General features: G+C 30.3%; 12 protein-coding genes. 2 read left to right on the forward strand and 10 right to left on the reverse strand.

Going from position 1 to position 13613, the window contains the following annotated elements:
- Window positions 1-345 precede the first annotated feature (345 nt).
- From RBH29_RS15920 to RBH29_RS15940, 5 genes are all read right to left on the reverse strand, one after another.
- Window positions 346-1302, reverse strand: coding sequence for an RpnC/YadD family protein (locus tag RBH29_RS15920; RefSeq protein WP_306697983.1), 957 nt, complete (start codon window positions 1300-1302; stop codon window positions 346-348).
- Between the two features lie 377 nt (window positions 1303-1679).
- Complete coding sequence (locus tag RBH29_RS15925) at window positions 1680-2084, reverse strand: hypothetical protein (protein ID WP_306697984.1); 405 nt, start codon at window positions 2082-2084, stop codon at window positions 1680-1682.
- Between the two features lie 48 nt (window positions 2085-2132).
- On the reverse strand, window positions 2133-4622 hold the full coding sequence (locus RBH29_RS15930; protein ID WP_306697985.1) for a S8 family peptidase: 2490 nt from the start codon (window positions 4620-4622) through the stop codon (window positions 2133-2135).
- Window positions 4623-4627: 5 nt separating this feature from the next.
- Complete coding sequence (locus RBH29_RS15935; protein ID WP_306697986.1) at window positions 4628-5587, reverse strand: AAA family ATPase; 960 nt, start codon at window positions 5585-5587, stop codon at window positions 4628-4630.
- 222 nt (window positions 5588-5809) lie between these two features.
- Window positions 5810-6418, reverse strand: a complete 609-nt coding sequence (locus tag RBH29_RS15940) for an ATP-binding cassette domain-containing protein (RefSeq protein WP_306697987.1) — start codon at window positions 6416-6418, stop codon at window positions 5810-5812.
- 299 nt (window positions 6419-6717) lie between these two features.
- On the opposite strand from RBH29_RS15940, the gene RBH29_RS15945 reads away from it, so the two are divergent.
- Both RBH29_RS15945 and RBH29_RS15950 read left to right on the forward strand, forming a co-directional pair.
- Window positions 6718-7866, forward strand: a complete 1149-nt coding sequence (locus RBH29_RS15945; RefSeq protein WP_306697988.1) for an AAA family ATPase — start codon at window positions 6718-6720, stop codon at window positions 7864-7866.
- 153 nt (window positions 7867-8019) lie between these two features.
- Window positions 8020-8211, forward strand: coding sequence for a hypothetical protein (locus tag RBH29_RS15950; protein WP_306697989.1), 192 nt, complete (start codon window positions 8020-8022; stop codon window positions 8209-8211).
- A 31-nt stretch (window positions 8212-8242) separates the two neighbouring features.
- On the opposite strand, the gene RBH29_RS15955 is transcribed toward RBH29_RS15950, so the two are convergent.
- From RBH29_RS15955 to RBH29_RS15975, 5 genes are all read right to left on the reverse strand, one after another.
- Window positions 8243-9694, reverse strand: coding sequence for a protein kinase domain-containing protein (locus RBH29_RS15955; RefSeq protein WP_306697990.1), 1452 nt, complete (start codon window positions 9692-9694; stop codon window positions 8243-8245).
- 4 nt (window positions 9695-9698) lie between these two features.
- Entirely contained in the window at window positions 9699-10343 is a 645-nt protein-coding gene (locus RBH29_RS15960; RefSeq protein WP_306697991.1) for a hypothetical protein, read from the reverse strand.
- Window positions 10336-12015, reverse strand: a complete 1680-nt coding sequence (locus tag RBH29_RS15965; RefSeq protein ID WP_306697992.1) for a helicase HerA domain-containing protein — start codon at window positions 12013-12015, stop codon at window positions 10336-10338. The genes RBH29_RS15960 and RBH29_RS15965 overlap by 8 nt, the downstream gene beginning before the upstream one ends.
- Window positions 12016-12030: 15 nt before the next feature.
- On the reverse strand, window positions 12031-13179 hold the full coding sequence (locus tag RBH29_RS15970; RefSeq protein WP_306697993.1) for a hypothetical protein: 1149 nt from the start codon (window positions 13177-13179) through the stop codon (window positions 12031-12033).
- Window positions 13169-13613, reverse strand: a 445-nt coding sequence (locus tag RBH29_RS15975; protein ID WP_306697994.1) for a hypothetical protein, incomplete at its 5' end; no start/stop codon positions are given. The genes RBH29_RS15970 and RBH29_RS15975, both read right to left, overlap by 11 nt.

The raw sequence follows: 13613 nt of genomic DNA on the forward strand, positions 1-13613 counted from the left end.
ATTAATCCTGGATAATTTACTGAAGGATCTTCTAATACCATGCTCACTCCCCTATTCTATTTAAGTAAAAAGTTGTAATTATATTTTTTTAAAATTATATCACTTATAATACTGATATTCAAGTTTTTTCAAACACTTTTCAAGCTCAATCAGAATACTTTTACTAAACTGCTGACATATCAATGGATTATCTACATATACCTTAAAATGTTAATAATAAAATAAATACTAGCAATTAAATTGATTATTGTTAAAACAATCTAAAATAATATTATATTTGTGCCAATAAAAAAACTACCTTTAATTTGGTAGCTTAAATCTTATAAATATTAATTTTATCAAAATCTACTGTTCATCATTAATCTTTGAGATAAATTCATCGATACTGGAAACCTTAGCTGCCAGCTTGAGCCATCCCCTTAGCTTTTCCATGTTTTTCTGCTTTCGTATAGTTTGCTCTAATTCTTGTGGAACATCTGATATTTCTTCTAATAATTCAAGAATAGATTCTATTTTCTCTTTTTCTATTCCTTTTTCCATTCCTTTTTCCATTCCTTTTTCCATTCCCTCGTCTAAATATTTGTTCTTCAAATTAAATTTTTCCATTATTCTCTCTAATCTTTCCATGTCTTTATCGGTTAATTTATATGTCATTTCATACACCTCCATAATTTTACTTACATGTATAGTTGCTATTATATTCATCAATGACTCATATAAATTATTTTTAGGTTCCTTTATTGACTCATCTATTACCTCTAGCATTTCTGCCTTTATATTTACTCTTTTAGTAAGCAATCTTATGTATCTATTTACCTTCCTTGGCAATTGATCTATAACTATTATCTGTGTTGCTATGTCCTCTCCTTCAATGTAATATATTCCTTCACTATGGTTAACAATATTTTTATTTAGTTCCTTCTTTATATGTGCTGTCATTGCTTTTGGATAATTATTACTAACTAATGTTATACTTATATCCTGTAACTTTATTAAATCAACTTTTTCAACTAATGTCTTATATAGATATGCATATGCTTTTACTTTATAATAATCGTCTATACTTATATAATCATCTGGTGATTTATATTCAATTATATTATGTCCAACAAATATCTGTGCTATATTTCTCAGTATCTTTACATCTTTTCGCTTTTTTATTACCAGTATATCAACTGCAAGTGGTTTTGAACTTAACTGATGCTCTTCTTCTATCTCTAGTATTTCTGGATAATATTCTTTTAATTCAAGCTTCATTGCTGATGCAAACACTGGATGCCATTGTATCTTTTCACTCCCCAATTTAAAACACTTCCTAACTTACATTTTACCATATTTCTATACTTAATTATATCCCGAACTAGTGTTCGGTGTCAACCTAAAAAAATATATGATATTTTTTGTTAAATACCAAACTTTCTTTTCTTAAAATTTATTTTCATCTGCCTTTATAAATACACTATCTATTACATTTGTTCTTTCAGACTTAACCAAGAATTTAGTTTCTAGACATATCAATTTATTATTTACATATACTTTAAAATATTGATAATAATAAAATACTGGCAATTAAATTGATTATTGTTAAAACAAGCTAAAATAATATTATATTTGTGCCAATAAAAAAACTACCTTTAATTTGGTAGCTTAAATCTTATAAATATTAATTTTATCAAAATCTACTGTTCATCATTAATCTTTGATATAAATTCATCTATGCTAGAAACCTTAGCTGCTAGCTTGTGCCATTTTCTTAACTTTTCCATATCTTTTTGGTTTCTTATAGTTTTCTCTAATTCTTGTGGAATATCTGATATTTCTTCTAATAATTCAAGAATATCTTCTATTCTCCCGATTATATCTTTTTCAATCCCTTTTTCCATTCCCTCGTCTAAATATTTGTTCTTCAAATTGAATTTTTCCATTATTCTCTCTAATCTTTCCATGTCTTTATCTGTTAATTTATATGTCATTTCATACACCTCAATAATCTTACTTACATGTATAATTGCTATTATATTCATCAATGATTCATATAAATTGTTTTTAGGCTCCTTTATTGACTCATCTATTACCTCTAGCATATGGCTAGCAGAATCTATATTGTAATATATATTTTGAAAAGGACAGGGCTATCTTCCTGTTACAATTGGTACTTTGGTTTTTATTATATTGTAAATAGGAGTATATAAATCAATATCTTGTTTTGGTGTTTCTAATGAAACAATTAATGAATATCTGATCTTTTGATTCCACCTTCCAAGCCAAGCTCTTTCTCTCCACCAACCTATAGCTGGATAAATTCCTATTAAATTACTTACTGCAAGTTGAGCTGCTGTACCCTCCCATATATCTGAGTGAATTGATCCTAAATGCCTATTATTTTTCCCTATTTTCCAGTCAACACCGCCACCATTACTTTTATATCCCTCATCTTCTCTCTCTGATTCAGCAGTTATTCTTCCTAGAAAAGATTCTTTTGTATCAGTTCCATTTACATCAAATCTTAATCCACATGATGCATATCTGTACCTTTCTTTCCATCCTATTTCTCCTGGGCTTGGTTCAATAAAATATGATAAAGTTACTTTCATGCTTACTGGAATGTCACCTAACTCAAGTAATAATTCTTTTGGCCATGGTATTTCATGTATGTGCATATCTTTAGTTACATAACGGCTCCCATCTTTGCTTTTATCAAATGGCTGCAATTTAGACTGAACAATTAAGTTAACAGAATTCTCCATACACCAAAGGGCTTTATTTAAGTTTGGTACACCATGTCCACATATTCGTAACAATTCTTTATAACAACCTTTCGTTTCTCTGTCTAAAAAATGCTTTTTCATTGCTGGTGTCCATTCAGCAGAATGAATTATCAACGCTCTTATTGTCTCAGGCCATGCATCAGGGTATTGTGTTTGAATTTTAGCAGCTAAGCAAGCTGCCTGAGCAGTTGCAGCACTTGTAGCATTGGTAAAGTGAAAGTGCCTTTTTGATGGTTTATAATATGTAGTCAACAAAGATAATTCTTCGCATTCCCAACACCCAAGCGAATCCTTCCTTACATTTCCACCTTCCATAACAATGTCAGGCTTTATAGGCCCTTTTTTATCCCAGAGATAAGATGTTGAACTATATGGCGACAATCCTCCTTTAGGAGCTACTGATTCTGTCTCAGAATACTTTTTCTTATCTCTATCTAGATTTATCATATCTGTATATGCCCCAACAGTAACAGCATTCCATGATTGTCCCGGGTTTTGAACAGTTAAAGTTTTATTACTTTCTGGATAATTATTCCAGTCTCTTCTGTCAACAATGTTTCCAGCAGAAACAAAAAATAATTTTTGCTCTTCATCTAAATAACCTGAAGTTAATTCATCTATTGCAGCAGACCACGAAGAGGGTTTTCCCTCCCTCATTTGATATTTGGGTGCTGTAACTGCCATACAAATAATCCTCTTTCGTTTTGGATTATCAATAATCATATTACTAATTGCCTGCTCAGTTATTGCACCATATAACTTTTTTTTATTTTCACCTACTGGAGGCAGTATTTTGCATGACTCGATAATATGATTTAAATAAACATTGTGATTACCTTCAATAGCAAGTTGTAAATCCCCATAGATAGCTAAACCGGCCATGCCAGTTCCATGACCTTTATGGTCATGAGTACCCCATGAGTTGTCATAACTTTTACAATCTTGATCCTTTAGAACAGGTTTTATCAAAGGGTGTCCATTATTTACACCAGTATCAAGAATACAAACACAAACATCACTATCATCATTAATTGTTGTTCTGCTTTTAAGCTCTTTTACCCACTCTATCTGTTCACTATTATCCATATCTATAAAAAATTGAGCTGTCTCAGATGCTCTACGAAACTCAGCTATATAAGGACATGCTGCTATTAATTCAACTAATAAACTTTTATTTACTTTTCCAAGAATAACTTTTCTTTCAGGAAAATCTAAAGACTCTTTTTGAATAGATATGTTAAGTTGTTTTGCCAGCTTACGGGTATAATCTTCTACTTCTTTATCACTTGAACTAAGCCAAATTTCACACCATGCAGGCTCTTTTTCGGGAATCCACTCTTTATTTCCCTGCCAAAAAGACTCCAAAACTGCAAGTTTAATATTATTTAATGATGCTATTAAAGGTTCATTTTTTGGCTTATGCTTATCTGTGTCTTTATCAATATATTCTTGAACTTTATTTAAGTAATAAGATTCTTTTCCTTTAGGTATGAAAACAGTTGCTCTATTAACAAAATTGTCATCATCTAATTTTTCTGTTTTTACATTAAGTAAACGAATTCCTTCGCCTTTACGATGGTGTTCAAGGCTTTTAGTAGCAAGTTCAAAATTAGGAGCACCTTCAAACTCTAAATACATACCTTCTTTACTGGGCAATGACACTGCTGTTCGTTGCTCATTTATTTGTTTTGCTTCATCCCAAGCTTTCTTTAGCATACTCTTGATGCGTTGACCATGTAAATTGCGTTCAACTTCTGGAATAGATTTTGATGGTATTTTCTGTCTCTTTTTTGTGTATTTTCGTGATTCGGCAATACCATCAATAAAGAAATGTTGGTATTTTCCATCTCCCATAACAATTATTCACCCCTTTGATAGACAGAGTTCCTTTCAGCAATCATTAGATATAAAAGTTTTTTATCTACAGTTTCCTTGTCGTTAAGTATTGCTTCTTTTATGGCATCATCACATGCTCTAGCTATTTCAGCATGACTTAAAAATATACATTTTTTCACTACTTCTTTTAACTCTAACTTACTATCTATAAAGCCACTAAGCCTATTTTTTATAAGCTTTTCTATCTCGCTCTCTTTTGGAAGTCTATAATGTAAAACATCATCAAACCGTCTAAACAAAGCCTGATCAATAAGTCTTAAATTATTTGTTGCAGCTACTATAAGACTGAGTGATTGATCTTGCTCAATAAACTGAAGAAATGAATTAAGAACTCGTCTCATTTCACCAACATCACTGTCCATACTCCGTTCAGATCCAATTGCATCAAATTCATCAAAAAGATAAACTGCTTGAGTTTCAGCTATTGTTTCGAAAATCTGCCTAAGCTTTGCACTTGTTTCACCCATAAATTTTGTGACCAATTTATCCACCATAATGGTACATAAAGGTAAGTGTAATTCTCCAGCTAAAATTGAGGCTGTCATGGTCTTGCCTGTGCCTGGTGGTCCAGCTAATAATATTTTTCTACGATTATTCATACCATGTTTTTTTAGTTTGTCTTGTTGACGAAACTCTTTTAATATTCTCTCAACTCTTGCTTTAATATCGTCTTCTACTACCAACTCTGATAATCTATTTTCCGAAATACTGCTGGCAATCATATCACCAAAATCTTTATTAAGATGAATTACTTTGCCACTAGATTTTGATTTATCAATTATAGATCTAATCTCTCTGGCTAAAGAAGTATGTCCTTTTTTCGATTCATATGCAGCAAGTTGTAAAACCACAGTTTTAAATCTATCGTCATCTTTGTCAAAATGTGACTGAATAAGCATTTTAATCTGTTCTGCAGTTGCCATGACCATTATCACCTCTTTTCATTTTGAATTATATCATATTTACACATGTTTTTCATTAGGTACAAGAATGATTGCTTATTAATTAAAAATTTGTTTTTACTGTTTTTCTATTTTAAAAAACTCCTACTTTTTTTCTTCTCCTAGTAATACATTTAATATTATCATTTTTATAAGTCTTTAAAATCTAATTTTCTCTATACATAATAATCTCATTTAATTAATTCATTTATTATGTATTTCTTTTTTGTATAATTCATTTTGAACATTATAGTTATTATACTTTTTATTTGCTTTATAATATTTGCAACACATATATACAGCTGTTTCCATATCATGTGTTGATATTATGATTTGAGTATCATTAAATTCATTTCTTAAAATTTCAGTTAATGATGCAATATTTATATCATCTAAAGACTGAAAAGGATCATCAATCATAAACAAATCCAAGTTTGTTTTTTTTATTTTTCTGAAAGCTAAAATCAACGCTACATTTAAAACTGCTTTTTGCCCCGAACTAAATTTATTAATTACATCATGTTCTGAATTGTCTCCAGATATAGTTAACTTGAACTGCGTAAATTTATCTGTTTCTCGTCCTGTATTACAAAAAACGCCAAAACCATTTTGGTGGGTTTGCAATAATTTTCCACTGTAAATGTATAAAGGTATTTCTATATTTCTTATAACATCATTAATATATGAAGACTTTCCGTTTTTTATATGAGTGTAAATTTTATCAATTTTTTCTCTATAAATCATAAGGTCTTTTAATTCAAGCTTCATTGCTGATGCAAACACTAGATGCCATTGTATCTTTTCACTTCCCAATTTAAAACACTTTCTAACTTACATTTTACCATATTTCTATACTTAATTATATCTCGAACTAGTGTTCGGTGCCAACCTATGAAGATAATATTTAATGTAAAATTATCAATCAAATAATCCTTTTAATACTTGCTTATTTAAACTTAAAATGTTATATTTTTATTGTGCTAGCTTCATAAAAAAATTACGTTTGATTAAATTAGAAAAGAAAAAAAATTTCATTTTATAAAATAAAAAAAGAAAATAATATACTAAAACTTTAAATTTAGTATATAATATATACTAAGGAGTGATACACTATGTTAACAAAATTAAGGATTAAGAATTTTAAATCTTTTAAAAATGATACAATTATTGATTTTACCAAAACTAATTACAAGATTTTATCTGATACTAACACATATAATGATGTGTTAAAAGGTGGAATATTTGTAGGAGCTAATGCTTCAGGAAAAACCAATGCAATTAAAGCAATTTCTAAGTTATTAGAACTACTATTTGCTGAAAAAATGATGTTTTTAGACAATGATAAATGTTTATTTTCTAATGAAACCAATATCCTACTTGAGTATCATTTTAAAATTAATACTTCCAACATAAAATATACTATAGAATATGACTGTAAGGAAAAATCTATAACGCTTGAAAAACTCTATCTTAATAATCAATTAATATTAAATAGAATTGGTGAGAATGGGGAGTCTGAAATAACAGAAAACAAAATCTTTAAAGAAGTTGATAATAACTCATTACTCTTAAGAGAAATATATTTCAACACCAAATTTAGAGGACATGATATCTTAAAAGATTGGTTTGATTTTTTGTTAAACTCTATATTTCTAAATGCTTATCACAGAACAGTATTTACAACTGGTCAAAAGATATTAGATTTTAAGGAATATGTAAAATCAAACGGTGTTGATTTTATTAATGAATTTTTTAATGAATTAGAATTTGATCAAAATATTGAATATGCAAATAAATGCAAAGGAAAACTAACTGAAATTATTTATGGTTCTAACGAAGAAAAAAGTATATTTTTTAAGAGGAAAGGTGTAGGTGAACCAATTCCCTATCCTATGGAATCATTAGGCAATCAGAATCTTTTAAATATATTGCCCTCTTTTTTTCATACAATTAAAAACAGCGGAATGTTAATAATTGATGGATTTAGCAATGGCTTTCATAATAAATTAGAGGAACTTCTAATAAGATACTTTATGAAAAATTCAAAGCAATCTCAAATATTTATAGTAACTCATTCGACTAACTTATTGACTCATTCATTATTAAGACCTGATCAAATCTTTACAACAACTTTTAACGGTTCAAATGGTAGTTTTATAAAGAGAGCTTCTGAAGAACGTCCTCGCGAAGCACAAAATTTAGAAAAGATGTACTTAGGTGGAGTATTTGGGGGGCTACCTATATACAATGATGAAGAATAATAAAATTAATAAAGATAAAAGTATCGGAAAAGTATTATTTATAGTTGAAGGGACAATTCTTTTAAACTAAAATTTGATACAGGTAATGATATAAAACAACATTTACATGAGAAAAAATTTAGCCATCAACTAATAAGCAAAACTTCTTTAAAAATGGCAGTTGAACAGATGGGGCTGGCACTAAAAAATATAAATGCAGAAACATATTCTTTAGATGAATTCGGAACTACAAATATTAAGGTATTCGATGAGCAGGAAAAAAATTATTCAACAAGCTCTATGTATAATGTATTAAGCCTATTTTGCATTGCACTATTAGACTTAGGTCTAATTTCTATTGAATAACTTTTCTCCTGTAGTTTTCATAAAACTCATATCATATATTTAAATATTTATCGAATATATCTATTCTATTTTTAATTGTTTCATCACTTGGATCCATCCTTAAGGCATACTTAAAAAAGGCTCTTGCCTTGCTGTAGTCTTTGTTTAAATCATAAGCATGTCCTAACTTTTTAACAATATACAATAGTCCTGGTGTTTCTTCATTAATTTTTTCTAACAGGTAAATTGCCCTGTCAGTTTTATTAATAAGTCCATAAGTTATTGCCAATCTATATTTATAATTAATATCTTCTGGGTTTCTCTTTGATAAAAATTCGTATAACATCATAGCTTCATCATATTTTTTAAGTTCAATATAAATTTTAGCCTTTAGTGAAAATACATTATCTTTAAATGTATCTCTGCGAATACTCTCTACCTTATCAATATCTATTTTTTCAATTTGATTTAGACTATCAAAATATCTTTCTAAATTGTAAAACACATAAGCCATATGGTACATAATGTCCTGAGAATTATTTCCACTACTCATTTTGTAATTAAGAAAAGTTTTTGCCTCACAAAACTTGTCATCCTTATAAAAACTTATGACATTTTGCATCCAATCATCTTTGGATTCTTTCTCTATTGTTTTAAGACATAAAGAAGTGCCTTGCTCTTTACTTTCTAAAACTCTATTAACAATTTCTTCTTTAAATTTATCAATACTCTCATACCTATCTTCAGGATTTCTCTGTAAAGCTTTTAATATAATCTCTTCCAAACTTTTAGGAATATTATCATTAATTTCTCGAGGTTTTGGAAAAGGAATATTATTAATTACCTGAATAGGAGTTTCATGAGGTGTCCTCCCTGTAAGTAACTGATATAGCAGTACTCCCAATGAATATATATCTGAAATAAGATACCTTTTATTAGAACCTGCTATTTCTGGAGCCATATATGCCCATGTTCCCCCTGCATCTACCGTTTTAACAAAAACATTTTCAATAAATTTGCTTGTTCCAAAGTCGGTCAATTTTACTTGGGTACTATTAAAAAGAACATTTTGAGGCTTTATATCACCGTGACATATATTTTTTTTATGAAGAAATTTTACACCTTCTAATATATCTAAAAATACCAATGCCACTTCTTTAATAGTTTTAGGGTTTTTAAAACCATCATCAGTTAACTCCTCAGCCAAGCTTTTTCCTTTAAAATACTCCATTTCAATAACAAAAACTCCATCTAACCTTCCCATCCAACTTATTTGAATAATATTTGGATGAGAGTCACCAATAAGCTTTACCCCTTCTGATAATGTATTGTCCCCTCTCTCTTGGTCTTTAGGTATCTTTAAAGCAACTAACTCTTCAGTCTCAAGATTTATAGCAGACCACACATAACCAAAAGTACCCTCATTAATATATTCTTTTAATACATACTTATCGCCTATAACTAAATCTTTTTTAGGATAGAAATCCGAAGCCCTCCTAACCATTTTATCACCTCACTTTTATCCACTGGTTAAAGGTTAAATTTTCTTTGTCTCCTGATGCCACACAATGATAAACTAAATATTCTGTCTTTCTTCCATTAATACCATAAACACGTATTCCATTCCCCATAGTAAATCCTTCGTCAAAAATTCTTATGTAGTTAGAAATATCTCCTGGAGTAACCTTAGAATAAGTCCAGTAAACAAATAGTATTAATGGCACATTCCCTCCTAATTGGTGGTACGCAATAAGAAGATTTTGTATTTTTTCTTCAAGCTTTTTATTCTTTAATCTACTATTATCATATCTTTCAAATTCACAAAGCAGTAAAGGTTGATTATCCTTAGTTGAATACCAAATAGAATCTGGACGCACTGTTGGTTCCCCTTTAACGCTATAACCCCAATTAATCTCTGCCGCCTTGTGTTTCACAAATGATTTCTTTTCATAAGAGTAAACAGGACACTCTGAAATAGCAGTGGTATCAATAATAGTTCTTCCAATAGCTGTTAAATAGTTTAATCCCATGGTATGTACTGTCTCTGAATAATCCCTAATTCCAAAATCCGTCATCATAGGGAAAAGCTTTTTTCTAATCTCTCCCGTTTTCATCTCTTCCCTAATTCCCTGTATCAGTTTTTCTCTAACCATTAAAAACTCCCCATTCGTCAATGACCTCTGGAGACTCTCCTCCATGTATTAAAGCTTTAGTCCCGATTTTAACTAACAAAGGTGCTGGAATTGAACGTCCATTTATTAATGCTTCCCCTGTACTAAGAGAGGGAAGTTCATCAATATCAGCTTTAGAAAACATATCACTGGTTTTAGCCATGAACTTCTGGTCATCAGGATTTTTTAGTCGCATGGTTATTACAGTGTTACATTGGGATGTAACATCAGGATCTAGTTTTGATGGTCTTTGAGATATAATGGAAAAACCTACACCAAACTTTCTACCTTCACTGGCAATCTTTTTAATAATCTTTTTTGAAATACAAGGTATTCCGGCTGGTGCAAAGTTATGTCCTTCTTCATAAACCAAAAAACTAGGTCTTGTTTTTCTTCTTTTGTCACCTGAAGCCCTCATTATTTCACTTGATATAAGAGCAGTAATAATTTGTTTTGCATCATCAGACAACCCTTGAAGATCTACAATAACTAATCTACCTTTGTTATCCCCTTTTTCTCCTATCATATTATAAATATCACTTGGCTCTCCAATTGCTCTAGTATAAAAACTTTTTGCTTCATTAATTACACGACTTAATTTGGTGGCTGCTACCGCTGCACTTCTTCCATTTAATGCTTTAGCTTCAGCAGGGCTCAATTCTTCCCACTCTCTAAGTTCTTCTAAATCACCAGATAAAATCTCCCTTAAATCCTGAATATCTCTTGGTGGACTGCTATATTTCGCCTGCCAATAACGAATAGCCACATCAAGCACCCTTTCTTGTGGCTCTGTTAACCCAGGTAATATAGAGGACAAATCATCTATATCTAAACGGTCAAACTGCAAAGCAAGGTGTTTATTTTTATTCATGTATTTATAATCAAAGGCATCAATCTGAGGAGTATAAACTTTTATTCCTCCACCTGCATCCAATAGTTTTCTCATCATTTTCTGCACTTCTAAGATGCCTTCTTTGTCTCTTGTATCTTCAATGCTATCTATATCATCATTAAACTGTAATTCCCCTTTTGCAAAGGCCTTACCATACTCACCATGAACATCAAACACTACCACTGTTCCATTCATCTGTGCTACCAGTCTTTCTATAATTCTTCCTACAGTATATGATTTTCCTGAACCAGTCATCGCCAATATAGCTAAATGTTCTGTAACAAGTTTATTTACATCTAAATATACAGGAACAATATTTTCTCCTTTATCATAACCTATTAAATTTCCAATATGAATACTTTTATTTTCATCAAACTTATAAAAACCTGACAAAAATTGATAATCCACACCAAAGACCTTTTCACCAGGATTTAAAGGTCTTCTAGGGATTTTAATTTGTCCTGAAGTATCCCTGTATCCTACTAATTCAATTGTTCCAAATAAAGTTTCACCTGTAACCTGTGCACCAGGAAGTATTTCTAAGTCTGATAAACCTTCTCCCATATTAGAATTATAAAGTATATTATTTCTTGAAATAGATACAATTCTCCCAAGTACATAAGTTTCCTGTTCATTACTAGATTCTCTATGTTTAATTTTTACAAACTCTCCTCTTTTGGCTGAAAAGCTGTCTTCTAATGCAATTTTAATATCATTTGGATTTCCTGTGTTTCCTATTAGTTTTCCTATATACTTATCCATTACTATCCTCCTTACTTATTGGTCATATACATCTAAATCTTCTTTCCATATAGCTTCTAAACTCTCATTCTTTAGCATTTCCTTGGCATGTGATTTATAAAATTCCAAAACTCCAGGTCTTGCCTCTATAGGCTTTAGTGCATACTTTGCATACCAAAGAGGTATTGGTAAAGCTTTTGCCTGATCAAAAGTAATTAAAGTCATAATTTCTGCACAAACTCTGTCCAACATTTCCGAATTCCAATCACCGACTTTCCCTAATACCTCAATTAGCAAAGGAGGTGTATTGTTTCCTGCTTTCATATGCATCGACATAAGTCCTAATTCTCTTACAAAATCAGGCTCTAAACGGTTATCGTCGGTTATGCCATCAAATTGAAAAGCGGCAGTTCTAGAACGCTTAACTAAAATACCCTTTAAAAGTCTTTTGATACCAACCGTTTGCATCTTTGACATGTATTGTTCTAGTTCAGAAGTAATACTTTTATCTATATCATCTGATACATACTTTAGCTTCTCTTTTGTAAGTGCAAAGAAAATTGCTCCAAACCTTTTACCCCCAACAGATACCACTTTTACCCCGTTTTTATTAAAGGGATAAATCTTGTCCTTATGCTCACTCCAAAACTTTTCTATGGTTTTTTTACACAACTCATAATACTTTATAATATCAACACGATTAGATAATGGAGTATCTGCTCTTTCTAATAACAAAGGAACATCCATAATGATTAACTCTGGTAAATCCTTATCTTCCATTGTATCCATTAAAAGCTTATAAGCATTTATCATATCAATAAATTTAAGTTTTTTCTGCCAATCTAAATCATCTATTTCATCAACATCCACAACACTTTCTTGTTTCGTTTGATAAATTGAACCCTCTTGAATTGAAATATCTTGTCTTACTGCACCTGATATATATAATATGCCTCCAAATGCATTGGTAGTCCTATGACTTGTTGATATCCCTGAGCATTTAATACTTATTGGTTGAATTAAATCCAACGTTCTAATTACTCCCTGCTTCTTGAGTAAAGGAGCTATCTTATCAATAAACCTCATCTTATTGGATAATTTAGATACAGTTGATGGTAAACCTAATTGTACATTAGCCACAATACTCTGAGAAACTGGCACTCCCTTATCATAATTACCATTCATCAGTATTCTCCCTCCCTTCCAATACCTTAATAAAAGACTTTAATCCCTTTTTATTTATAAAAGTTCTTCCTCTATCACTTATCTTCCTGCTATTAATTAAGCCTTGTTGTACTAAAACTTCTTCTAATTCTTTTATACCTTCTATTTCTATACTTTTATTAAAATACTGGCTAAATGCATCTTTTATATCACTATCTATCTTTATACCAGCTGCCAAAAACATAAACAGTTTTAAATGATCCTCTCCTATTTCAAAAGCTTTTTTTTCTTTAATTTGACCTTTATCTTTTTGCTCCTTTTGGTTTATACAGATAGAAAAATACTTTTTAAATTCATCATGTTTATAACTTAGTTTATAATCCAAAAGTGGCAATGTAATAATAGTCAATACTCCACTTCCTGTATCCTTACGATAATGAACTCCAAAGCTTCCC

Source organism: Herbivorax alkaliphila (assembly GCF_030848475.1).
GTDB lineage: Bacteria > Bacillota > Clostridia > Acetivibrionales > Acetivibrionaceae > Herbivorax.